This is a genomic window from Pseudomonas rhizosphaerae (assembly GCF_000761155.1).
Lineage (GTDB): Bacteria > Pseudomonadota > Gammaproteobacteria > Pseudomonadales > Pseudomonadaceae > Aquipseudomonas > Aquipseudomonas rhizosphaerae.
The window spans coordinates 242,610-267,807 of sequence record NZ_CP009533.1 but is presented as its reverse complement, the minus strand read 5'-3'; the positions used below and the strand labels follow the sequence as shown (position 1 = coordinate 267,807).

Sequence of the window (25,198 nt, the reverse complement as noted above, 5' to 3'; positions counted from 1 at the left end):
GCCCGCTGCGGCGGGCCTGCATACCGAGGAGAACGCCTGTGAAGATCAAACGTGTCACCGTCACCCCCATCGCCTTCCGCGACCCGCCACTGCTCAATGCCAGCGGCATCCACGAACCCTATGCCTTGCGCTCGATCATCGAAGTGGAGAGCGACAACGGCTACGTCGGCCTGGGCGAAAGCTACGGCGATGCCCCGGCCCTGGCCATCCAGATGGCCATCAAGGACCAATTGCCGGGCCTGGACCCGTTCAACCTGAACGGCTTGCGCCAGATCGTCGCCAGCACGGTGGCCCGGCACAAGCCGGCCAACGTGAGCGGCGCCGAACTGGCGCCCGGCTCCCATGCCAGCAAAGCCGTTACCAATGCCTACTCGGCTTTCGAAGTGGCGCTGCTCGATCTTCAGGCGCGGTCGCTGAATCGGCCACTGATCGACCTGCTCGGCGGTGCGGTGCGCGATGAAGTGCCTTTCAGCGCCTACCTGTTCTTCAAGTACGCCGAGCACGTCGAGTCGCCCTACGCTGCAGACAACTGGGGCGAGGCGTTGAACGAGGAGCAGATCGTCGGCCAGGCCCGGCGCATGATCGAGCAGTACGGTTTCAAGAGCATCAAGCTCAAGGCCGGGACCCTGGAACCCGAGCGTGAAGTGGCCTGCATTCTGGCGCTGAAGAAGGCCTTTCCCGACCATCCCCTGCGCATCGACCCCAACGGCAACTGGTCGCTGGAGACGTCGATCAGGATGGCCGAGTTGCTGGGAGACAGCCTGCAGTACTACGAGGACCCCTGCCCCGGCCTGGACGACATGGCCCAGCTGCACAAGCGCACCGGGCTGCCCCTGGCGACCAACATGGTGGTGACCGATTTTGCCGAATTCCGCCGCAGCGTCGAGCGCAACAGTGTGCAGATCGTGCTCGCCGATCACCATTACTGGGGCGGTCTGCGTGACACCCAGGTGCTGGCGAGCATGTGCCAGACCTGGGGGCTGGGCGTGTCCATGCACTCGAACTCGCACCTGGGCATCAGCCTGATGGCCATGGCCCATGTGGCGGCGTCGGTGCCGAACCTGGATTACGCCTGTGATACCCACTATCCGTGGCAAGAGCCGGACGAAGAAGTGATCAAGGGCGGCAAGCTGCCGATCGTTAATGGCTGCGTGAAGATCAACACCACCCCTGGGTTGGGTCTGGAGCTGGATCGCGACCAGTTGGGCATGCTGCACGAGCAGTTCCTGCGCTGCGGGATTCGTTCACGGGACGACGTGCGGCAGATGGCTAGGTATAAGCCTGATTGGAAGGCGGTGAAGCCGAGGTTTTGAGTTTTGGGGCTGATCTAAAAGCCTCTTCGCGGGCAGAGCCCGCTCCCACAAGGACCGCGGGCACCGCTATCCCTGTGGGAGCGGGCTCTGCCCGCGAATGCTTATGTCTCACCTGTGGGAGCTGGGCGGGCGGCGAGCGCTCTGCCTGCGAATGCTTGCAGCGACTCGGAAATCCGTCCATGGCGCCCTTGGATATTCGGATTTCCGAACGAGACTCTCAACCCTGATGCCCTACTCTCTGCCCGGCCGCCCCAGCCAGCCTGCCTGTTAGCCACTTCCCCCGCCTTGGCACGACTCATGCTCTACACTCTTCAACGAAACCGGCGCTTACCCAGCCTCCGGACTTCGCCGTACCCCGAGGGCCTGCGGGCTCGATAAAAAAAACAAAGTCGAGGATTCATGATGCGTATCGTTCCAAAACTCCTGAGCGCCGCCATTGCCGCCGCGCTGATCAGTACTCCAGCATTGGCCGCCGAACTCACCGGCACCCTGAAGAAAATCAAGGATTCGGGCACCATCACCCTCGGTCACCGTGACGCCTCCATCCCCTTCTCGTACATCGCCGATGCGTCCGGCAAGCCGGTCGGCTACTCGCACGACATCCAGCTCAAGGTGGTCGAGGCCCTGAAAAAGGACCTCGACATGCCCGACCTGAAGGTGAAATACAACCTGGTGACCTCGCAGACCCGTATCCCACTGGTGCAGAACGGCACCATCGACCTGGAATGCGGCTCCACCACCAACAACGCCGAACGCGCCCAGCAAGTCGACTTTTCCGTTGGCATCTTCGAGATCGGCACCCGTCTGCTGAGCAAGAAAGATTCGTCCTACAAGGATTTCGACGACCTGAAAGGCAAGAACGTCGTCACCACCGCCGGCACCACCTCCGAGCGCATCCTCAAGTCGATGAACGCCGACAAGCAGATGGGCATGAACATCGTTTCGGCCAAGGACCACGGCGAGTCGTTCCAGATGCTCGAGTCGGGCCGCGCTGTGGCGTTCATGATGGACGACGCCCTGCTCGCCGGCGAAATGGCCAAGGCCAAGAAGCCGACCGACTGGGAAGTCACTGGCACCCCGCAGTCCTATGAAATCTATGGCTGCATGGTGCGCAAGGGCGACGAGCCGTTCAAGAAAGCGGTCGACGACGCCATCAAGGCCACCTATGCCTCCGGCGACATCAACGGCATCTACGACAAGTGGTTCAACCAGCCAATCCCGCCAAAGGGCCTTAACCTGGGCTTCCCCATGAGCGACGAGCTCAAGGCACTGATCGCCAACCCCAACGACAAGCCGGCTCCCGACAAGAAGTCGTAAGCACCACCCTGTTTTCACTCGAACGCCAGCCGGCGTTCGAGTGAAAACCTGTGCCCGTGAATCAATTTCCGAGGGGTATTCCCCATGAATTACAACTGGGACTGGAGCGTCTTCTTCAAGTCCACTGGCGTCGGCAGCGAGATCTACCTGGATTGGTACATCTCCGGCCTGGGCTGGACCATCGCCATTGCCGTGGTCGCCTGGATCATCGCCCTGCTGCTGGGCTCCGTGCTGGGTGTCATGCGCACCGTACCGAGCCGCTGGGTCTCGGGTATCGCGACCTGCTACGTCGAGCTGTTCCGCAATGTGCCGCTGCTGGTGCAGCTGTTCATCTGGTATTTCCTGGTACCCGACCTGCTGCCCGAAGGGATGCAGGAGTGGTACAAGCAGGACCTCAATCCGACCACCTCGGCGTTCCTGAGCGTGGTGGTCTGCCTGGGCCTGTTCACCGCCGCACGGGTCTGCGAGCAGGTGCGTACCGGTATCCAGGCACTGCCGCGCGGCCAGGAATCGGCCGCCCGGGCGATGGGTTTCAGCCTGTCGCAGATCTACTGGAACGTGCTGCTGCCCCAGGCCTACCGCATCATCATTCCGCCGCTCACCTCCGAGTTCCTCAACGTGTTCAAGAACTCGTCGGTGGCCTCGTTGATCGGCCTGATGGAGCTGCTGGCGCAAACCAAGCAGACCGCGGAGTTCTCGGCCAATCTGTTCGAGGCGTTCACCCTGGCCACGCTGATCTACTTCACCCTGAACATGAGCCTGATGCTGTTGATGCGCATGTTCGAGCGCAAGCTCGCCGTGCCTGGGCTGATCTCCCTGGGAGGTAAATGATGGACTTCAGTGGAATCGTTCCGGCCCTGCCGGGCATGTGGAACGGCATGGTCATGACCCTGCAGCTGATGGTGCTGGGCGTCATCGGCGGCATCGCGCTGGGCACCGTGCTGGCGCTGATGCGCCTGTCGTCGAACAAGCTGCTGTCGCGCTTCGCCGGTGCCTACGTCAACTACTTCCGTTCCATCCCGTTGCTGCTGGTGATCACCTGGTTCTACCTGGCGGTGCCCTTCGTGCTGCGCTGGATCACCGGCGAAGACACCCCCGTGGGCGCCTTCACCTCGTGCCTGGTGGCCTTCATGATGTTCGAGGCGGCGTACTTCTGCGAAATCGTGCGCGCCGGCGTGCAGTCCATTTCCAAGGGCCAGATGGGCGCCGCGCAAGCCCTGGGCATGAACTACGGCCAGACCATGCGCCTGATCATCCTGCCCCAGGCGTTCCGCAAGATGACCCCGCTGCTGCTGCAGCAAAGCATCATCCTGTTCCAGGACACCTCGCTGGTCTACACCGTCGGCCTGGTGGACTTCCTCAACTCGGCGCGTGCCAGCGGCGACATCATCGGTCGGGCCAACGAGTTCCTGATCTTCGCCGGCGTGGTGTACTTCGTCATCAGTTTCAGCGCCTCCCTTCTGGTCAAGCGTCTGCAAAAAAGGTTAGCCGTATGATCTCCATCAAGAACATCAACAAGTGGTATGGCGACTTCCAGGTGCTCACCGATTGCAGCACCGAGGTCAAGAAAGGCGAAGTGGTCGTGGTGTGCGGGCCCTCGGGTTCGGGCAAGTCGACCCTGATCAAGTGCGTGAATGCCCTGGAGCCTTTCCAGAAGGGCGACATCGTGGTCGACGGCACCTCCATTGCCGACCCCAAGACCAACCTGCCCAAGCTGCGCTCGCGAGTGGGCATGGTGTTCCAGCATTTCGAGCTGTTTCCGCACCTGACCATCACCGAAAACCTGACTATCGCGCAGATCAAGGTGCTGGGCCGCAGCAAGGAAGAAGCCACGAAAAAGGGCCTGCAACTGCTCGAACGCGTCGGCTTGTCGGCCCACGCGCACAAGCACCCCGGCCAACTGTCCGGTGGCCAGCAGCAGCGTGTGGCGATCGCCCGTGCGCTGGCGATGGATCCGGTAGTCATGCTGTTCGACGAGCCGACTTCGGCGCTCGACCCGGAAATGGTCAACGAAGTGCTCGACGTGATGGTGCAACTGGCCCACGAAGGCATGACCATGATGTGCGTGACCCACGAGATGGGCTTCGCGCGCAAGGTTGCCAACCGGGTGATCTTCATGGACCAGGGACAGATCGTCGAAGACTGCCCCAAGGAAGAGTTCTTCGGCGATGTCAGCGCGCGCTCCGACCGCGCCCAGCAATTCCTCGCCAAGATCCTGCAGCACTGATGACCGGCCGTCCCGCGCCCGCACTGTCGGGCGCGGGACGCTGGCTGCTTGAAGGCGACTGTGATGAAATGCCTGCCCGCCACAAAGCCTGACCTGATCGTGAAGCCCCGCCTGATTCGCCAACTGTTCCTGCCGCCATTGATCCTGCTGTTGACGCTGGGCCTGGGCTACGTGGGCTTTCTGGTCAGCGAGCACAACAGTATTCGTGCCCTGTCCGAGAACGGCGAGCGGCAGCTCGAACTGCACGCGCGTGCGGTCGAAAGCGAAATCACCAAGTACACCTACCTGCCCAGCCTGCTGGAGCTCGAAGACAGCGTCTCGACCCTGCTCAACGACCCCGACGGCGAACATCGCCAAGCGGTCAACGACTACCTGGAAGGCCTGAACCGGCGCAGCCGCAGCCGCGCCATCTATGTGCTCGACACCACCGGCCGCGTGCAGGCCACCAGCAACTGGCGCGATGCCGACAGTTTTCTCGGCGAAGACCTGTCTTTTCGCGGTTACTTCCAGGCAGCGATCCGCGGCCAGCCCGGCCGTTTCTACGGCATCGGCAGCACCACCGGCGAGCCAGGCTACTTCCTCGCCCATGGCCTGGAAGAACACGGCAAGTTGATCGGCGTGGCCGTGATCAAGGTGCGCCTGGAGGCCCTCGAGGAACGCTGGCAGAAAGCGCGCCTGGAGGCCTTCGTCAGCGACGAGAACGGCATCATCATCCTTTCCAGCGATCCGGCGCGGCGGTTGAAATCGGTGCGCCCGCTGACCCCGGAAATCAAGGAACGCCTGGCGCGCAGCCTGCAGTATTACTGGTGGCCGCTCAACGAGCTCGAACCCCTGGCCCGTCAGCGCCTGGCCGACGGCGTGGAGCTGCTCACCTTCGCCACCCACACCGACAAGCCGGGCAAGGACATCAACGTCACCTACCTGTCGCAGTCGCGGCGCCTGGCCGACACGCCCTGGCGCTTCACCCTGTTGACGTCCATGCAGGAACTGCGGCACGAAGCCATCGTCCAGGGCGTGCTGGTGGCCGTGGCCTTTGCCTTGCTGGCATTTCTGCTGATCGCCTGGAACGAACGGCGCAAGGTCCTGGCCACCCGCCTGGCCGCCCGTGAAGCCCTGGAACAGGCCAACAGCCATCTGGAACGGCGCATCGCCGAGCGCACCCAGGACCTGCGTGCCAGCAACGAACGCCTCAAGGGCCAGATTCGGGAGCGCCGCCAGGCCGAGGAAACCCTGCGCAAGGCGCAGGACGAGCTGGTCCAGGCAGGCAAGCTGGCCGCCATCGGGCAGATGTCGACCAGCATCGCCCACGAGCTCAACCAGCCGCTGGCAGCGCTGCGCACCCTGTCGGGCAACACCGTGCGCTTTCTGGAGCGCGGTGCGCTGGACACGGCCAGCACCAACCTGAGCACCATGAATGAACTGATCGACCGCATGGGGCGTATCACCGCCAGCCTGCGCTCCTTCGCTCGGCGTGGCGACGACAAGGGTCAGGCCAGCCTGGGCAAGGCCCTGGACGGTGCGCTGCAGGTGCTGGCCAGCCGCATCGAGGCCAGCCACCTGAGCGTGCAACGCACCTGCGCCGAGCTGCAACTGGCCATCGACCAGACCCGTCTCGAGCAGATTCTGGTCAACCTGATCGGCAACGCGCTGGATGCCACCGCCGGCGCATCGGAACCGACGCTGTGGCTGGACGGCCGCATGGAGGGTGAGCGCTACGCCCTGCGCGTGCGCGACAACGGCCACGGCATCGATGTCGAGACCCGCAAGCACCTGTTCGAACCGTTCTTCACCACCAAGCCCGGCGATCACGGCCTGGGCCTTGGCCTGACCCTGTCGGCCAGCCTGGCGGCCGCCGCCGGTGGCAACCTGGCCGTCGAGCACCCGGCCGACGGTGGCACCACTTTCATTCTCAGCCTGCCGCTTGCGGCAGCGTCGCCCAGCGAGTCGCCATGAACGCCTTGACCGTCCTGATCGTCGAAGACGACCCCCATGTACTGCTCGGCTGCCAGCAGGCCCTGGCGCTGGAAGACATTCCCAGCCAGGGCGTGGCCAGTGCCGAGGCCGCGCTGGCGTGCATCGGCGACGACTTCGCCGGCATCGTCGTCAGCGATATCCGCCTGCCCGGCATGGACGGCCTGGAACTGCTGAGTCAACTCAAGGCGCGTGACCCCAGCCTGCCAGTGGTGCTGATCACCGGCCATGGCGACATCTCCATGGCCGTGGGTGCCATGCGTAGCGGCGCCTACGACTTCATGGAAAAGCCCTTCTCGCCCGAACGCCTGGTGGACGTGGTCCGCCGCGCGCTGGAGCAGCGCGGCCTGGCCCGCGAGGTCAGCTCGTTGCGTCGGCAACTGGCCGAGCGCAGTTCCCTGGAAGGTCGCATCATCGGTCGCTCGCCGGCCATGCAGAACCTGCGCGAGCTGATCGCCAATGTTGCCGACACCTCGGCCAACGTGCTGATCGAAGGCGAAACCGGCACCGGCAAGGAATTGGTCGCCCGCTGCCTGCATGACTTCAGCCGGCGCCAACCGCAACCGTTCGTGGCGCTCAACTGCGGTGGGCTGCCGGAACAGTTGTTCGAAAGCGAGATTTTCGGTCACGAGGCCAATGCCTTCACCGGCGCCGGCAAGCGCCGCATCGGCAAGATCGAACACGCCGACCAGGGCACGCTGTTTCTCGACGAAGTGGAAAGCATGCCAATCCCGCTGCAGATCAAGCTGCTACGGGTGCTGCAGGAGCGCACCCTGGAGCGCTTGGGTTCAAACCAGAGCATTGCCGTGGATTGCCGGCTGATCGCTGCCACCAAGTCGGATCTGGACGCGTTGAGCCGGCAGAACCAGTTCCGAAGCGATCTGTATTACCGCCTCAACGTGGTCACGCTGGAGCTGCCGCCACTGCGCGAGCGTCGTGAGGACATTCTCGAGCTGTTCCAGCATTTCCTGCAGCTGGCCGCCTTGCGCTTCGACCGCGAGCCGCCGGAACTCGATGCGCAGACAGTGTCGCGCCTGATGAGCCACGACTGGCCCGGCAACGTCCGCGAACTGCGCAACGTGGCCGAGCGCTATGCGTTGGGCCTACCGGCCTTCAAGAAGAGCGATGCGGCCAGCGTGGTCAGCCTGGGCTTTTCCGAAGCGGTGGAGGCGTTCGAGCGTAACTTGCTGACCGAGGCTCTGCAGCGAACCGCGGGCAACCTCAGCCAGGCCAGCCAGGAGCTGGGTATGGCCAAGACCACCCTGTTCGACAAGGTCAAGAAGTACGGATTGAACTGATATATGGGGTTGGCTTGCGGGCCTCTTCGCGGGCAGAGACCCGCTCCCACAGAGACCTAGTGAGCCTTTACTTGTGGGAGCGGGTCTCTGCCCGCGAAGAGGCCCTACCTGACACCCCAAAACCCGTTACAACCCCGCCAACACCCCTTCCCGCTGCCGCTGCTGCGCCAGGTACGGCAGTACCGCCCCCAACAGCGGCGCCTTGAAGGCCTCCTGGAAGCGATGCGCCAACCCCGGTATCAGCCGCAACTGGCTGCCCTTGATATGCGCCGCCAGATGCACCCCATGCATCACCGGCAGCAGCGGATCGGCCGTGCCATGCACCACCAGCGTCGGCACCCGCAGGCGGTTGAGCAAGGCCACCCGGCTGGGCTCGGCCAGGATCGCCAGGATCTGCCGCTGCCCCCCTTGCGGATTGAACGCACGGTCGTAGGACACCTGCGCCTGGTGCAGCAACTCGGCGCGATCGTCGGCGACCTGCGGGCTCCCCAACGCTGCCAGCAAGTCAGCCTGCTGCTGCAGCGCCAACTCCCGGCTCGGCGCGCTGCGCTTGGCCAGCAGCTGAAGCAACGCTGGACGCGGCTCGGGCAAGCCCGGTGCACCGGAGCTGGACATGATCAGCGTCAGGCTCTGAACCCGCTGGGGCGCACGATCGGCCAGGTGCTGAGCAATCATCCCGCCCATGCTCGCACCCAGCACATGGAAGCGCTGCACCTGCAGCGTGTCCATCAAGCCCAACGCATCGTCGGCCATGTCGGTCAGGCTGTAGGGCGCCGATACGGCAAAACCCAGCTTGTAGCGCAGCACCTCGATGGTCAGGTTAACCGCCGGCGGCGGCTGCGACCAGGTCGACAGGCCGACATCGCGATTGTCGTAGCGAATCACCCGAAAACCCTGCTCGCACAGAGCGCTGACCACTTCGTCGGGCCAATCGATCAACTGGCCACCCAGCCCCATTACCAGCAGCAGTGCTGGGTCCTGGGTGCGTCCGATACTTTGATAGGCCAGGCTGACCTGAGCCAGTTGAGCGTGTTGAAGCGGAACATCGACATCGCAGCGCGCAGCTGCAAAAACCCACTGACCGCACAGCAGCGCGGCCAGGAACACCAATAGACGCATGACTTACACCAGAACGCAGAACCCCATTGAGGCGCAAGTCTGATGACTTTTCGTACAGCGCGCTGCCACACTTCTGTGACCGTTTGATGAACTCCGCTGTACGGTCCTTGGTTCAGTGTCAGGCCAGCCGCTGCCGGGCCTGGCGCGCGGCTGCCACCATGTTGACCAGCGCCGCCTCGGTTTCAGGCCAGGCACGGGTCTTGAGCCCACAGTCGGGGTTGACCCACAACCGTTCGACCGGGATGCGCGCTGCCGCCAGGGTCAGCAAGCGCAGCATCTGTTCGGTGTCCGGGACCCGCGGTGAATGGATGTCGTACACCCCCGGACCGATGTCGTTCGGGTACTCGAAAGCCTCGAAGGCCTGCAACAGCTCCATGTCCGAACGGGAGGTCTCGATGGTGATGACATCCGCGTCCATGGCGGCGATGGCCTCGATCACGTCGTTGAATTCGCTGTAGCACATGTGCGTATGAATCTGCGTGGCATCGGCCACGCCACTGGCGCACAGCCTGAACGCCTGCACCGCCCATTCCAGGTAGGCTGGCCACTGTGCCCGGCGCAGCGGCAGGCCCTCGCGAAACGCTGCTTCGTCGATCTGGATGATGCGAATACCCGCGCGCTCCAGGTCCTGCACTTCGTCGCGCACCGCCAGGGCCAACTGCCGGGCCTGCACTTCCCGGGGTAAGTCCTCGCGGGCGAACGACCACATCAACAACGTGACAGGGCCGGTCAGCATGCCCTTGACCCATTTGCCAGTCTGCCGCTGGGCATAGGTGATCCAGTCCACGGTCATGGCGCGCTCACGGCTGATGTCGCCGTAGATGACTGCCGGTTTGACGCAGCGCGAACCATAGCTTTGTACCCAGCCGAAACGCGTGATCAGATAGCCATCCAACTGCTCGGCAAAGTACTCGACCATGTCGTTGCGTTCGGCCTCGCCATGCACCAGTACATCCAGCCCCAAGCGCTCCTGGACCTGGATCGCATGGCGAATCTCCACATGCATCGCATCGGTGTAATCATTGGCCGAGAGCTTGCCGGCCTTGTAAGCCTGCCGGGCCAGCCGGATCGACGCGGTCTGCGGGAACGAGCCGATGGTAGTCGTGGGAAATGCCGGCAAACGCAACTGAGCGCGCTGCACTTCGCTGCGCGTGGCGAAGGTCGACGAACGTTGGCAATCGGCCGGCAACACTGCGGCCAGCCGCGCTTGCACGGCGGGCTTGTGAATACGCGGTGAGCGTTCGCGGCTGGCTTGCACCGCCTGACTTTGCGCCAGCGCCTGGCGCACCTGGGGCGCATCGGGCGTGTTCAGCGCCTGGGCAAGCACGGCGATTTCTTCGCACTTCTGCACGGCGAAGGCCAGCCAACTCTTGAGTTCGGCATCGAGGCGGTCTTCACGGCGCACATCGACCGGGCTGTGCAGCAACGAACAGGAACTGGCCACCCACAGGTTGGCGCCGAAGCGCGCGCGGGCCTGCTGCAACTGCTCCAATGCAGCCTCCAGGTCACAGCGCCAGACGTTGCGGCCGTTGACCACGCCCAGCGAGAGAACCTTGTAGCTGGGCAGGCGGTCGAGCACTGCCGGCAGTTGCTCGGGGGCACGCACCAGGTCCACGTGCAGGCCGTCCACCGGCAGGCCTGCGGCCAGGCCGAGGTTGTCGTCCAGGCTGGCGAAGTAGGTCGCCAGCAGCTTCTTGAGCGGTGAGTACTGGAGAATGTGGTAGGCGCGCTCGAACGCATTCTTCCAGTCTTGGGGCAAATCCAGGCCCAGGATCGGTTCGTCGATCTGCACCCACTCCACCCCTTGCCGGGCCAGGCGCGAAAGGATTTCACCGTACACCGGCAGCAGTCGTTCGAGCAGGTCGAGCTTGTCGAAGGCTGCGCCCTTGGCCTTGCCCAGCCACAGGTAGGTCAGCGGCCCGATCAGCACCGGCTTGACCTTGTGGCCAAGCGCGATGGCTTCGTCGACCTCTTCGAACAGCTGCTCCCAACTGAGCACGAAACGCTGGTCAGCGCTGAATTCGGGCACCAGGTAGTGGTAGTTGGTATCGAACCACTTGGTCAGTTCCAGAGCATGTCGGGTCTCGCCCGCTGCACCGCCGCAACAGGCTCCGGCGCCACGCGCCATGGCGAACAGCGTATCGAGCGTAGGCCTGCCGTCGGCGCCCAAGGCACCTGCGAAGCGGCTGGGCACTACGCCGAACGCGGCCGAATGGGCCAGCATCTGGTCATACCAGGCGAAGTCGCCCACCGGCAGCAGCTCGATGCCAGCCTGCGCTTGCAACTGCCAGTGGCAGGCACGCAGCTCGCGGCCGGTCTGGCGCAGCGCGGCCTGGTCGATGTCGCCTTTCCAATACGCTTCGAGCGCCTTCTTCAGTTCGCGGTCGGCGCCGATGCGAGGAAAGCCGAGGGTGTGGGCCAGTGCCATGGGTGCAGCTCCTTGTAAGTAATGGCGCCATTGTCGACAACCAGGGCAACATGAGACAAACTCAATCTTCTCGTGTTGATCACAAGTTCTACTCATGGAGACCAAGGTGCTCGAGATCCGCCACCTGAAAACCCTGCACGCCCTGCGCGAAGCCGACAGCCTGGTGGAAGCCGCCGAGCGCCTGCACCTGACCCAGTCGGCGCTGTCCCACCAGTTCAAGGAACTGGAGGAGCGCCTGGGCCTGCAGCTGTTCGTACGCAAGACCAAACCCATCCGCTTCACCAGCGCCGGGCTACGCCTGCTGCAACTGGCCGATGCCACGTTGCCGCTGCTGCGCGGCGCCGAGCGTGACATTGCCCGTTTGGCCGGTGGCACGGCGGGCAGGCTGCACATGGCCATCGAATGCCACAGTTGCTTTCAGTGGCTGATGCCGACCATCGACCAATTCCGCGATGCCTGGCCGGAAGTGGAACTGGACCTGGCCTCCGGCTTCGCCTTCGCGCCATTGCCCGCCCTGGCCCGCGGCGACCTGGACCTGGTGGTGACCTCCGACCCCCTGGAGCTGCCAGGCATCACCTACGTGCCGCTGTTCACCTACGAAGCCATGCTGGCGGTGGCCAACCAGCATGCGCTGGCGGGCAAGCCGTTTATCGTGCCGGAAGACCTGGCCAGCGAAACACTGATCACCTACCCGGTGGAACGTGATCGTCTGGACATCTTCACGCGTTTCCTCGAGCCCGCCGACATCGAGCCGGCGCAGGTGCGCACGTCCGAGCTGACGGTGATGATGATGCAACTGGTGGCCAGCGGTCGGGGCGTCTGCGGCATGCCCCACTGGGCGCTGCACGAATACAGTTCGCGCGGCTATGTGAAGGCCAAGCGCCTGGGCGACAAGGGCCTGTTCGCCACGCTGTATGCGGCGGTGCGCACCGACATGCTCGATGCGCCGTACATGCGCGACTTTCTTCTCACGGCCAAGGACACCTCGTTCTCCACCCTGGACGGCGTCAGCGCAGTGCGGTGAGTCCGGCAGTTGAGTCCGGCAGGCGCAACGCTGGCCGAAAACGCTATCTAAGTAGCGCCCTGCCCCCTCGCAGACGGTTCGTAATGCCCGGGCGACGACCCTTTCGGTCATCGCCTCGACATCAGGAAACCGCCTACATGAGCGATGCCAATACCCTCTTCGTTTCACGCCCCCTGCCGTACCGTGCCTACCCGATGCGCCATGACAACCTGGTGCAGGAAGGCTCACTGCTCTGGGAGCGCGCACGTACACGCCTGCAGGCGCTGCTGGCGCAAGTACCGCGTGCGATCGATCCTCTGCCGCCGCCTGCTGCACTGGCCGAACAGACGCTCGAAGAGCAGCACAAACAGCGCTGGATCAACTATTGGAACGGCCGTGCGCCGCACACGTCAGCCTCGCGTCGCGTTGCAGCCGAACAGTCGTTTCTCGATCACCTGCAAGCGGCTGCGCAGCTGGCCTACTACCATGGCCAACTGACCCACGCCCAACTGCTGCCGCTGCTGAGGCTGCTCGAAGGCGCTGGCGACAGCGAAACGCAACCGGTCCTGGTCGAGACGGTTGCGCTGAAGCCTGGCGAAGGTACCAAGCTGAGGGCAGTCGGCGCCTTGGTCATAACGGCAGACAGCGCTGCGCAACTGCTCTATCTACCCACGCAGAACCCGGCGCTGCGGGCCTTCGCCGATCGCCAGGCGTTGCAGACCGACCTGTTGCGCAACCGCTCTGGCGTGTTTCAAAGCACAACGCTGCCCGTCGATACGGCCGTCGAACTGAGCTACCAAACCGCACGACTTTCCAGTGCCTGCAAGCAGTGGCTGAGCCATTGCCGCCATGGGTACCTGGAAGCCGCGCGCGCATCCACGCCCTGCAATGGCGAGGAGGCCTGCGCAGCCACCACGGCAACCCGCCAGCCCCCATGCCAGGTGCCCTTCGCCACCCTGCCCGCCTTCCAGACGCCTGAGCCGACAGAAAACGCCGACAATTTTGCAGCGTTCGGCAGCCTGAGTCCGGACATTCCACAGAGCCATCGCTGGGCCGAACTCAAGCGTCAGCATCAGGCAATGCTGAACCTGCTCGCAGACGACCTGCGGGCAGGCACCGACAGCCCTGGGTGGGTGCGTCTGAAAGCCCTGTTCGCGGCCTTGACCCATGCCCAGACGCGCGCTTCACAGGCTGCAGCCGGTCTGTTGGCGGCCGACAAGCTGGAAGATCTGTATCGCTTGCGATATCTGCCCAATGCGCACTATTCGGCCCTGTACCAGGCACGCTTGGACGGCGTGCGCGCCGAAGTCGCCCTGCAGGAAGCGCTGGGCCTGTTAAGCCTTCCTCAAGTGCAGTTGATGCAGGCGATGCTGTCGAATCCTCAAGCCAGCAAGCGCAAAGCCGAACACGGCATCGCCTGCGCAGTGTCACTTTCCTTCACCCGCGCGAGCGACGCCGCCAGCACGACTCAGGTTCAGCAATTGCACGGCGTGGTCGCATTCATGCCGGCGAATGCCCTGGCAGGTGAAGGTTTCGTTCTGGCCTATTGGCCAGGGCTAGGCGGTGGTCTGGAGCCGTTCGAATCGCTGGCTCACCTCAAACGCACGCTGTTTCGGCTGAGCGCCGACACCGACACCGTTGCCTTGCAACTGTCCCCCATCACCGGAGATTTCTTCGACCACGGCCTTCAGGGTCAACTGCACGCTTGCGAGGAACAGGCCAGCGGACTCATCGAGCGTCTGCCCTCGGCCACCCATTCGCGAGAGCGTCTGGAAAGCTTGCAGCAACTGACGGCGCAGACCTACGAGCACCTGCTGGTGCCCGCTCATGCCGCGCGCGACAGGGCCTACGTGCAGCTGGCCCAGGAAGGCTTCAGTGAAAGCCTGACCGCTGGCTCGCCGAGTTGGTTGAAGGCACTTGGAATGGACGATCGTCAGCGCCTGAAGTCGTTGATCAGCGATTACATCCGCGCGGCGCGCGCCTCCAACTCGCAACTGGAACGCGACCTCCCGGACCTGGGGCAGTTTGCCAACGCACGGCTTCAGCAACGGCTGCAAAGCGATTTCAAGCTGACCGATGGGGTGGATGTACTGATCGACATTCCCGACCGACTCATCCAGCGCAAACACCCGGTGGCCGGTTCCGGCGCGCCGGGCACACCGCAGCAGACCACGGCCACAGCCGGCCCCACGTGGACGTCTTGGCCGCTCGCCAACCTGGCCCAGCACAATATCGATGCCGACCTGCTGCAGCGCCTGGGCTTCATGCGCGTTCAGGTAACCGGCGCCGACGCCGAACAACGTGGGCGGGTGTTGGCCGGTATCGACCTGAGCTATGTGCGCAAAACAGTCACCGACCTCAACCTTGCACAAGCCTGTGAAGACAAGATTCGCCAGGCCTTTCTCGGCAGTGCCAGCCAGCACCCGTACGCCAACGCCCATCAACGCGAATGCCTGCTCGAACCCGTGCGTCTGATGTTGCACCTACAGAGTGAATACGCCCGGCACCAAGGCCGGATCAGTGCCAGCGGTTACCGCCTGGCAGTGCTCGCCACCGATGCCAGCAACGCCGCAGCTTTCAAATCGGATGGCCGCGATGTGCAGTTGCTGCCGGCGCGCCTGATGGTCGGCGGCCGCGATACCGACGACCGCCCCACCACCCTGTCCGGCGTGACCTTCGTTCACGACCGCAACGGCGGCCAGACCCTGCTCTACCTGCCGGACGCTCCCGACCATCGCTGCCTGCGCGAATACCCCAGCCTTGCGGCCGCACGCCTGGGACTATTCGACTTGACCCTGGACGGCAAGGTGGTCGACTACCTGGCCAATCGAGCGATTAGCGGCAGCCCCGCCAGCCACAAGGCCCGCATCGAGCAGGCAGGGCTGCGTCGGTTCGACGGGCTGATCGGCGTCGGCCACCCGTGGCCGGCCACGACCTCGATGGCCAGCCACCTGCTCGATGCGTACATGGGTCAACTCATCGAAGCCCAACGTCGGCGTGGCCGCAGCAACGATGCCCTGTACCTGGAGCAGGCGGCACTGTCCCACGGCAATGTGTTCGACTACCTGAAAATGGCGTTCGGCATGCTACCGTTCGTGGGCACTGCACTGGCCTTGTATGACGCCTGGGCAGCCGCCAACGCCGCAGTCGGCGCACTGCGCACCGGTGCGTTCGGTGAAGGGCTGAACCAGCTCGAAGCCATGCTCGCGGCACTGATCGATGCGGCCATCGATATCGTGCCCGGGGCTGTGTCCGCGCCCGGCGGCGGGTTGCTGACCCGCGGTCGCCAGTGGTCGATGCTGGCACGGCGCGCAGGTGCACCCGTCGCGACGAAACAAGCCATGGCCGGCGGCTCGAACCCCTTTGCCGGCTATCAATACAGGTTGCCATTGGACCTGAGCGAGCTGAAACCGGCCACCCAGGGTCTGTACCGTGCTGTCTATCGCCATGCCGACGGCGATTTCATCCTGCGCGACGGTCAGCCCTACCGTGTCACCCTTCACTCCAGCCCGCAGACCTGGCGCCTGCACGGCACCGCCAGCAAGAGCTATGCCCAGCCCATCGCCCTGGATCCGACCGGGCGCTGGCAAACCCACGGTGCGCTGTATGGCACGCTGATCAAGGACGGCCTGGCCGGCGGCGGTGGCGTCCTGGGCTACCTGGGCCATCGCGCCGCCGATGGCCTGCAACCGCTCTGGCCTGCCGCCATCCGCGAGCGCCTGCCGCGCTGGCTGGTGGATCGCCAGTACCGTCGCCACTTCGAACTCTCCAGCAGTATCGAGCATGGAAACAAGGTACTGCGCGAGCAGTTGAACCTTAATGAATCGTTGATCATGGAACATGCTGCCGACCCACAGCGGCGCCCCAGTGCCGAAGCGGCCTGCGCCAGTGACATCGAGCGGGCCGAAGCGCTGTACGTGCTGCTGCAGGAACATGAGGTGCATGTGTCTCGCGACTTTCTCAGGCGTAACAAGCAGTTCCAGAGCGAAGTGGCCTACATCGTCGCTGGCCGTAGGATCAACCAGGCCAAACTGGCCGGACGCTGGATCAACGAGCTGACCGAAACGCTCAACCAGCCCCGCGCGCCCGGCGAGCTGTTCGATCTGCCTCTTTCGCAAATGCTCGAACAGCGTCGCACACGCCTGACCCTGGATCAGCAATACGGTTTTATGGAGCAGCGCCTGCAGCACGCACGAACGTGGGCCGATCGGGTCACCCTGCGCAGCGATCGTGCCCACCTGCGTGAGGTGTTGGACGCTGTGGGTGCAGCTGACCTGGAGATTGCCCGCGCCTCGAACCTGACTCAGTTGGCACACGAAACCGCAGACGTCAGCAAAATCTCGGACATGTTCCACCTGCTCGATACCCAGGCCATGCGCAACCGCTTTCACCACGGTCTGGAAAGTCACTTGCGCTTGTCGGAGACCACGGCCGGGTTGCGCGACCGGCAAAGCGTGCTGCTCAGTTCACGACAGATCTATGTCGACTACCGCAAGCAGCTGAACACCTGGATACGCAACCGCCCGGATCGCTTCGACCCCGAGGCGTTCGAGCGGCTCATCCAGTCCCTGGATCGGCTCATCGACCACGTGGACAAAACCATGCCGCACCTGAGTAGCGTCTCCCGCAAGCCCAAGCAGCCTGGCTCTGCCACCCGCCGGGTGTTCGAAACCCACGAGCATGACTTTTTCATCGGCGAGGAAAGCCGCAAGGCAGACGGCGAGCAGATATTCACCCTTACAGGCACCGGCGGCAGGCTTGAAACCTACCGACGCGCAGGCGGCCAATGGCGCCTGCAGGACGCGCCGCAGCCAGGGCCTTCGCAGCCCCTGGCCGAACTGCTCGCCGAAGGTCGAAAATGGCTGGATGCCAGCGCTGCCCATGAACGCCGAGTGGAAAGTTATGCAGTGCCGGGCGAGGCGCCGGCGAACCTGCAAGACCTGATGGTCAACCAGGGCAAACAACTGGAATTGCGCGCCGCAGCCATCGAGCAGCAGCAACCCTCGAATGAGCTGGTACAACGTCTGCGCGTGCGTGCCGAGGAGCTGCGGGCCAAAGGTCGAGCCCTGCGTATCCGACAGGCGATGAGCAGCCAGACGCCAACCGAAGGGTACCTGGACTATCTTCTGGAGCAGCGCCAAGTGGACATCGTCAAGGTGGGAGATCGCATCCCCATCGGTACCGCACGCGCCGAAGCCGATTTTCTTCAGGAGTACGTGATTCGCGATATCAGCGTCCAGCCGCCCGTTTCGCTGTGGTATGCCCACTTCCACTATGGCCGGGAACGGGCCGCCTTCGAGCAATTCGACAAGGCGCACATCAAGCGCCCGGAGCAACGCATGCTCGGCTTGCGCTGGCAAAAGGAGCACGGCCCCGAGGCGCAACGCATCTGGCGCGGGCCTATCGGCAAGCCGTTGGCCAAGAAACACTTCGAGGGGGTGCAGGCGTAAATCGAAGGGATGAAAACAAGAGTCCTACCCCGTCGCCGGATGTCTATCCGGCGGTCCGGCGGTCCGGCGGTCCGGCGACGGGGTGTTGGACTACATCAAGAACAGCGTGGCCAGGCCCAGGAAGATGAAGAAGCCGCCACTGTCGGTGACAGCGGTGATCATCACGCTGGCGCCCATCGCCGGGTCGCGCCCGAACCGGGCCAGGGCCATGGGGATCGACACGCCCATGAACGCAGCGAGCAGCAGGTTCAAGGTCATCGCCGCCGTCATCACCACGCCCAGCGACCAGCTGCCGTACAACAGATACGCCACGACCCCGATCACACCACCCCAGACCACGCCGTTGACCAGCGCAACGCCCAATTCCTTACGCATCAGCCGCTTGGTATTGCCGTTGCCGTGGCTGACCTGGTCCAGCGCCATGGCGCGTACGATCATGGTGATGGTCTGGTTGCCGGAGTTGCCGCCGATACCGGCCACGATCGGCATCAAGGCCGCCAAGGCCACCAGTTTTTCGATCGAGCCTTCGAACAGACCGATCACCCGCGAGGCCATGAAGGCAGTGATCAGGTTGATTGCCAGCCACGACCAGCGGTTGCGCAGCGAACGCCAGACGGAGGCAAAGATGTCTTCTTCTTCGCGCAGACCGGCCGTGCGCAACGCTTCGCTTTCGCTTTCCTCACGAATCAGGTCGACCATCACGTCGATGGTCAAACGGCCAATCAGCTTGCCATGCTTGTCGACCACGGGGGCCGAGATCAAGTCGTAACGCTCGAACGCCTGTGCAGCTTCGTAGCCATCTTCGTCAGGGTGGAAACTCACCGTATCGCTGGCCATGACATCGGCCACCTGTTTATCCGGATCGTTGACCAGCAGCCGCTTGATCGGCAGTACACCCTTGAGAATGCCGTCCGAATCGACCACGAACAGCTTGTCGGTGTGGCCAGGTAGTTCCTTGAGTCGGCGCAGGTAGCGCAGCACCACTTCCAGGCTGACGTCTTCGCGGATGGTGACCATCTCGAAGTCCATCAAGGCCCCGACCTGCTCGTCCTCGTAGCTCAGGGCCGAACGCACGCGCTCGCGCTGCTGTGCATCCAGGGTTTCCATGAGCTCGTGAACCACGTCGCGCGGCAGTTCGGAAGCCAGGTCGGCGAGCTCGTCGGCGTCCATTTCCTTGGCTGCGGCGAGAATTTCGTGGTCGTCCATGTCGGCGAGCAGCGTTTCACGCACCGAATCGGAGACTTCAAGCAGGATATCGCCATCGCGCTCGGCCTTGACCAACTGCCAGACCGTCAGACGTTCTTCCAGGGGCAAGGCTTCGAGGATATAGGCGACGTCGGCGGAGTGAAGATCGTCGAGCTTGCGTTGCAGCTCGACCAGGTTCTGCCGGTGAACCAGGTTTTCGACCAGCTCGTTGTGCTGACCTTCCTGGCGATGAGCCAGGCTTTCGACGATGCGCTGGCGCTGCAACAGGTCGATGACCTGGGCCAGGCGATCCTGCAGGCTTTCCTGCGTTTTTTTTGCTTCTACTTCAGACATAGGCGAACTCCACTCCCAGCAGTGGGCACGCCGGGAGAATCAATCAGTCGATTCTTGATTGGTATACAGCTTCAATGAGTAACTACTGGGTAAGTCCATGGAGGTTTTCCAAAGCCCCGGCGGGGCTGACGGGCGCAATCATACACAACTTGTACGGATTCATAGTGAAAAAATCAGGGTGAAACAAATGCTTGCGTGCAGCGCAGGCAATTGCGCAGCACCGGAGGTGGAACGACGCATTCGGTAAACAAAGCACAATGCGTCCGGCAACCGTGGTGGCTAGTCTGCAAGGCGACACAACCGCAACCAAGGACGAACACGGTGCACAGACCCTTCTCCACGCTCCTGCTGCTGGCTTTGGCGGCACACTCGGCCAATGCCGCCGTGGTGCAGCGTTGCCAAGGCCCCCAAGGCCATATCACGTTCACTCACTCGAACTGCCCCGAAACCCAGCCGTGGGTCTATCAGCGAGCGCTGAACCCCTCATCCGGCAGAAAGCCCATGGCGCGCAAGGCTGCGCCTCGCCCCTTGCCGGTGACCATCGTCAAGGACGGGACGCGCACTCCGTCGGCAGCGCCATCCAGGCCGCTACTGAAGGCACCGAAAAAAGCCAGTCGTTCGAAGAAAAGGAGAACGCCCAGGTATCTGGCTGGGGAGCAGACGCTGCCCATCAAGAAACCCAAAACGCAGAAAGCAAAAAGCCCGCAATAAATGCGGGCTTTTCACTTGTATGGTGCACTCGACAGGATTCGAACCTGTGACCGCTCGGTTCGTAGCCGAGTACTCTATCCAGCTGAGCTACGAGTGCAGTTGGCAGTTTGTTGGACCAGGTTACCACTGGTTGAAGCAGAAGCCGCAGACATTGCTGAAAACAGCTTCTTGATTGGTGCACTCGACAGGATTCGAACCTGTGACCGCTCGGTTCGTAGCCGAGTACTCTATCCAGCTGAGCTACGAGTGCATTTGTTGCCGCGCATTATAGGCCGTCGAATTCTTTTGTAAAGCACTTTTTTCAGTAATTTCAACAACTTACAGAAAAAGCCAGGTTCAACGTACTACGCAAATAATGGCGGAGAACGGGGGATTCGAACCCCCGACACCCTTTTGAGGTGTACTCCCTTAGCAGGGGAGCGCCTTCGGCCACTCGGCCAGCTCTCCGCAACACGGGGCGTATATTAACCAGCTTCTTCCCCGTTTGCAAACATAAAAAACGATAAAAATTAATGGCTTGGTTCGTCGTCCTTCTCGTTCTTGATCCGCAGGTAGATTTCCTCACGGTGGACGGCTACTTCCTTGGGTGCATTCACCCCGATTCGTACCTGGCCACCTTTCACACCGAGTACCGTAATGGTGATTTCACCGTCGCCAATGATCAGGCTTTCCGCGCACCGGCGAGTCAGAATCAGCATACCTTTCTCCTTACGCTTTCATTTCAGGGACAACACAGTCTGCAAAAAGGGCACGCACCCGTGGTGGGAAGCCACGGACATAGCCCGAAAACAAAAAGGGCGCGGTGATAGCCGCGCCCTTCTCTCACTACCTGTCAATCACCCTGTCGGGCGGCATCGAGCTCGAAGGCCGTGTGCAGCGCGCGCACGGCCAACTCCAGATACTTCTCTTCGATGACCACCGAAACCTTGATTTCGGACGTGGAGATCATCTGGATGTTGATGCTTTCCTTGGCCAGGGCCTCGAACATGCGGCTGGCCACGCCCGCGTGCGAGCGCATGCCGACACCGACGATCGACACCTTGGCGATCTTGGTATCGCCCACCACCTGCCGCGCACCGATCTCGCTCGCCGTCTGCTCCAGCACGGCCAGGGCCGCCTGATAGTCGTTGCGGTGTACGGTGAAGGTGAAATCGGTGGTGTTATCGTGAGAAACGTTCTGCACGATCATGTCGACTTCGATATTCGCCGCGCTGATCGGGCCGAGGATCTTGAAGGCCACGCCGGGGGTGTCTGGCACGCCACGGATGGTCAGCTTGGCTTCATCGCGGTTGAAGGCGATGCCGGAAATGATCGGCTGTTCCATGGATTCCTCTTCGTCAATGGTAATGAGGGTGCCCGGCCCCTCCTGAAAGCTGTGCAGGACGCGCAGCGGGACGTTGTATTTGCCGGCGAATTCCACCGCGCGAATTTGCAGCACCTTGGAACCGAGGCTGGCCATTTCCAGCATTTCCTCGAAGGTGATCTTGTCCAGGCGCTGGGCCTGGGCCACCACACGGGGGTCGGTGGTGTAGACGCCGTCGACGTCGGTGTAGATCTGGCACTCGTCGGCCTTCAGCGCAGCCGCGAGGGCGACGCCGGTGGTGTCCGAACCGCCGCGGCCCAGGGTGGTGATATTGCCGCTTTCGTCGACCCCCTGGAAACCTGCCACCACGACCACTCGGCCGGCCTTGAGGTCGGCGCGAATCTTCTGGTCGTCGATTTGCAGGATGCGCGCCTTGTTGTGCGCGCTGTCGGTAAGAATGCGCACCTGATTGCCGGTGTACGACACCGCATCCACGCCGCGCTTGATCAGGGCCATGGCCAGTAGTGCGATGGTGACCTGCTCGCCCGTGGAGACGATGACGTCCAGCTCGCGAGGGACCGGTTGGTCGCTGATCTGCTTGGCCAGTGAAATCAGGCGATTGGTCTCGCCACTCATGGCCGACAGCACGACCACCAGGTCATCGCCGGCATCGTGGAATTTCTTCACCTTGTCGGCAACCTGTTCGATACGCTCGACAGTGCCCACCGAGGTGCCGCCAAATTTCTGTACGATCAAAGCCATTTCAAAGCCGCCTCAGCCCGTGACGGGCGCCCATTAAGTACAACACCGGACCCGTCGTGGACAGCACGGGCCCTGGCGAGGGTTGAATCAGTTCGCGTGTTCCACGAACGGCACGGCCAGGGCCAGTGCCGCATCCAGGGCACCGGCATCGACGCCGCCGCCCTGGGCCATGTCCGGACGACCGCCGCCCTTGCCACCAACGGCCGTTGCGGCCTGTTTCATCAGGTCGCCGGCCTTGAGCCGGGTCGTCAGGTCCTTGGTCACGCCGGACACCAGCACGACCTTGTCTTCGTGCACGCCGCCGAGCAGGATCACGGCCTGGCCCAGCTTGTTCTTCAACTGGTCGACCAGCGCCAACAGCGCCTTGCCGTCCTGACCGTCGATGCGCGCAGCCAGCACCTTCACGCCCTTGACCTCGACCGCCGAGGCGGACAAATCGTCGCCAGCGGCACTGGCGGCCTTGGCCTGCAACTGTTCCAGCTGCTTTTCCAGGGCACGGTTGCGCTCGAGGACTGCCGAGAGCTTGTCGATCAGGTTGTCGCGGCTGCCCTTGACCAGCTGCGCGGCCTCCTTGAGCTGCTCTTCGGCCTGGTTCAGGTAGTTCAGCGCAGTCGCGCCGGTGACCGCTTCGATACGGCGCACGCCTGAAGCCACGCCACCTTCGCTGGTGATTTTCAGCAGGCCGATGTCGCCGGTGCGCTTGGCATGGATGCCGCCGCACAGTTCCACCGAGAAATCGCCGCCCATGGTCAGCACGCGCACGGTGTCGCCGTATTTCTCGCCGAACAGCGCCATGGCGCCCTTCTTGCGGGCCTCGTCGATCGGCATCACTTCGGTCTGCACCGGGGTGTTCTTGCGGATCTCGGCGTTGACGATGTCTTCCAGCGCCTTGATCTGCTCGGGCTTGATCGCCTCGAAGTGGCTGAAGTCGAAGCGCAGGCGCTGGCTGTCGACCAGCGAGCCCTTCTGCTGCACGTGATCGCCCAGCACCTGGCGCAGGGCCGCGTGCAGCAAGTGGGTCGCGGAGTGGTTCAGGCCGGTGGCCCGCTGCAGGGTTTCGTCGACCACGGCACTGACTTCGACACCGACCGCCAGGTCGCTGAGCACGGCCACGCCGTGGTGCACAAAGGCGCCGCTGGTCTTGGTGGTGTCGCGCACGTCGAAGCGCGAACCGCCGGCCAGCAGGTAGCCACGGTCACCGACCTGGCCCCCGGATTCGCCGTAGAACGGCGTCTGGTCGAGGATGACCACGCCCTCCTCGCCCTCTTTCAATACGTCGACCGCGACACCGTCCTTGTACAGCGCAATGACCTTGCCATTGCCGTGATTGGCGTCGTAGCCCAGGAACACGGTGGGTACATCGACCTTGATCAGGCTGTTGTAGTCCATGCCGAACGAGCTGGCCGAACGGGCGCGCTCGCGCTGCGCGTTCATTTCGCGCTCGAAGCCCGCCTCGTCCAGGGTCAACTCGCGCTCGCGGGCGATGTCGCCGGTCAGGTCCATCGGGAAGCCGTAGGTGTCGTAGAGCTTGAACACCACATCACCCGGCACGACGCTGCCCTTGAGCTCGGCCAGATCCTGTTCGAGGATCTTCAGGCCCTGCTCCAGGGTCTTGGCGAACTGCTCTTCCTCGGCCTTGAGCACACGCTCGATGTGCGCCTGCTGACCCTTGAGTTCCGGGAAGGCATCGCCCATCTCCGCGACCAGCGCGGCGACGATCTGGTAGAAGAAGCTGTCCTGGGCACCCAACTTGTTGCCATGCCGGCAGGCCCGACGAATGATGCGGCGCAGCACGTAGCCACGGCCTTCGTTGGACGGCAGCACGCCGTCGGCGATCAGGAAGCCGCAGGAACGGATGTGGTCGGCCACGACCTTGAGCGAGGCCTGGCCCTCGTTGGCGCAGCCGATGGCGCTGGCCGACGCTTCGAGCAGGCTCTGGAACAGGTCGATCTCGTAGTTGGAATTGACATGCTGCAGGACCGCGCTGACCCGCTCCAGGCCCATGCCGGTGTCCACCGACGGCGCCGGCAACGGGTGCAGAACACCATCGGCGGTGCGGTTGAACTGCATGAACACGTTGTTCCAGATCTCGATGTAGCGATCGCCGTCTTCCTCGGGCGAGCCGGGCGGGCCACCCCAGATGTCGGCGCCGTGATCGTAGAAGATCTCGGTGCAGGGACCGCAGGGGCCGGTATCGCCCATGGTCCAGAAGTTGTCGGACGCATAGGGAGCGCCCTTGTTGTCGCCGATGCGAACCATGCGCTCGGCCGGCACGCCGATTTCCTTGGTCCAGATATCGTAGGCTTCGTCGTCGCTGGCGTAGACCGTGACCCAGAGTTTTTCCTTGGGCAGGTTCAGCCACAGCTCGGACGTCAGGAACGTCCAGGCATAGGTGATCGCGTCACGCTTGAAATAGTCGCCGAAGCTGAAGTTGCCCAGCATCTCGAAGAAGGTGTGGTGGCGGGCGGTGTAGCCGACGTTTTCCAGGTCGTTGTGCTTGCCACCGGCGCGTACGCATTTCTGGCTGCTCACGGCACGGGTGTAGGCGCGCTTCTCCTGGCCCAGGAAGCAGTCCTTGAACTGGTTCATCCCCGCGTTGGTGAACAGCAGGGTCGGGTCGTTGCCCGGGATCAGGGAGCTGGAGGCGACTCGGGTATGGCCTTGCTCCTCGAAGAAGCGAAGGAAGGCTTCACGGATTTCTGCGCTTTTCATAGGTTCTTCCACGACAGGCTGCGGCCAGAGGCCAGTGCGCACGCC

At 63.2% G+C, this 25,198-nt stretch carries 15 protein-coding genes and 3 tRNA genes; 9 read left to right on the top strand and 9 right to left on the bottom strand.

Going from position 1 to position 25,198, the window contains the following annotated elements:
* Positions 1-38 precede the first annotated feature (38 nt).
* The 7 genes from LT40_RS01220 to aauR all read left to right on the top strand — a co-directional run bounded on the left by LT40_RS01220 (position 39) and on the right by aauR (position 8,126).
* Positions 39-1,313, top strand: a complete 1,275-nt coding sequence (locus LT40_RS01220) for a glucarate dehydratase family protein (protein ID WP_043185429.1) — start codon at positions 39-41, stop codon at positions 1,311-1,313.
* 402 nt (positions 1,314-1,715) lie between these two features.
* Entirely contained in the window at positions 1,716-2,630 is a 915-nt protein-coding gene (locus LT40_RS01215) for a glutamate/aspartate ABC transporter substrate-binding protein (protein WP_043185427.1), read from the top strand.
* 84 nt (positions 2,631-2,714) lie between these two features.
* Positions 2,715-3,461 carry an amino acid ABC transporter permease gene (locus LT40_RS01210; protein ID WP_043185424.1) on the top strand — a complete coding sequence of 249 codons (747 nt, stop codon included), beginning with the start codon at positions 2,715-2,717 and terminating at the stop codon, positions 3,459-3,461.
* A complete protein-coding gene (locus LT40_RS01205) occupies positions 3,458-4,126 on the top strand; it encodes an amino acid ABC transporter permease (RefSeq protein WP_043185418.1) in 669 nt (222 codons plus the stop codon). The genes LT40_RS01210 and LT40_RS01205 overlap by 4 nt, the downstream gene beginning before the upstream one ends.
* Entirely contained in the window at positions 4,123-4,857 is a 735-nt protein-coding gene (locus LT40_RS01200; RefSeq protein WP_043185416.1) for an amino acid ABC transporter ATP-binding protein, read from the top strand. Before LT40_RS01205 ends, LT40_RS01200 begins: the two co-directional genes overlap by 4 nt.
* Positions 4,858-4,920: 63 nt before the next feature.
* Positions 4,921-6,810 (top strand): two-component sensor histidine kinase AauS, encoded by a 1,890-nt coding sequence (gene aauS / locus LT40_RS01195; RefSeq protein WP_043185414.1) that lies wholly within the window; start codon positions 4,921-4,923, stop codon positions 6,808-6,810.
* On the top strand, positions 6,807-8,126 hold the full coding sequence (gene aauR, locus LT40_RS01190; protein ID WP_043185410.1) for a two-component response regulator AauR: 1,320 nt from the start codon (positions 6,807-6,809) through the stop codon (positions 8,124-8,126). Before aauS ends, aauR begins: the two co-directional genes overlap by 4 nt.
* Before the next feature lie 126 nt (positions 8,127-8,252).
* Here aauR and LT40_RS01185 read toward each other — a convergent pair whose 3' ends face one another.
* Entirely contained in the window at positions 8,253-9,245 is a 993-nt protein-coding gene (locus LT40_RS01185) for an alpha/beta fold hydrolase (protein ID WP_043185408.1), read from the bottom strand.
* A gap of 118 nt (positions 9,246-9,363) precedes the next feature.
* Complete coding sequence (metE, locus tag LT40_RS01180) at positions 9,364-11,673, bottom strand: 5-methyltetrahydropteroyltriglutamate--homocysteine S-methyltransferase (protein ID WP_043185405.1); 2,310 nt, start codon at positions 11,671-11,673, stop codon at positions 9,364-9,366.
* A 106-nt stretch (positions 11,674-11,779) separates the two neighbouring features.
* Between metE and metR the strand changes: the two genes are divergently transcribed.
* Positions 11,780-12,697 (top strand): transcriptional regulator MetR, encoded by a 918-nt coding sequence (gene metR / locus LT40_RS01175; protein WP_043193202.1) that lies wholly within the window; start codon positions 11,780-11,782, stop codon positions 12,695-12,697.
* A 137-nt stretch (positions 12,698-12,834) separates the two neighbouring features.
* Complete coding sequence (locus LT40_RS01170) at positions 12,835-18,126, top strand: dermonecrotic toxin domain-containing protein (protein WP_043185402.1); 5,292 nt, start codon at positions 12,835-12,837, stop codon at positions 18,124-18,126.
* Between the two features lie 90 nt (positions 18,127-18,216).
* On the opposite strand, the gene mgtE is transcribed toward LT40_RS01170, so the two are convergent.
* The 7 genes from mgtE to alaS all read right to left on the bottom strand — a co-directional run bounded on the left by mgtE (position 18,217) and on the right by alaS (position 25,153).
* On the bottom strand, positions 18,217-19,665 hold the full coding sequence (gene mgtE, locus LT40_RS01165) for a magnesium transporter (RefSeq protein ID WP_043185399.1): 1,449 nt from the start codon (positions 19,663-19,665) through the stop codon (positions 18,217-18,219).
* A 731-nt stretch (positions 19,666-20,396) separates the two neighbouring features.
* A tRNA-Arg gene (locus tag LT40_RS01155) sits at positions 20,397-20,473 on the bottom strand.
* A 76-nt stretch (positions 20,474-20,549) separates the two neighbouring features.
* Positions 20,550-20,626 (bottom strand) — tRNA-Arg (locus LT40_RS01150).
* Between the two features lie 106 nt (positions 20,627-20,732).
* Positions 20,733-20,823 (bottom strand) — tRNA-Ser (locus tag LT40_RS01145).
* Between the two features lie 62 nt (positions 20,824-20,885).
* Positions 20,886-21,074 carry a carbon storage regulator CsrA gene (gene csrA, locus LT40_RS01140; protein ID WP_043185394.1) on the bottom strand — a complete coding sequence of 63 codons (189 nt, stop codon included), beginning with the start codon at positions 21,072-21,074 and terminating at the stop codon, positions 20,886-20,888.
* 134 nt (positions 21,075-21,208) lie between these two features.
* Entirely contained in the window at positions 21,209-22,441 is a 1,233-nt protein-coding gene (locus LT40_RS01135) for an aspartate kinase (protein ID WP_043185392.1), read from the bottom strand.
* Positions 22,442-22,528: 87 nt separating this feature from the next.
* Positions 22,529-25,153: an alanine--tRNA ligase gene (gene alaS, locus LT40_RS01130; RefSeq protein WP_043185388.1), complete on the bottom strand. Its 2,625-nt coding sequence runs from the start codon at positions 25,151-25,153 to the stop codon at positions 22,529-22,531.
* Positions 25,154-25,198: the final 45 nt, after the last annotated feature.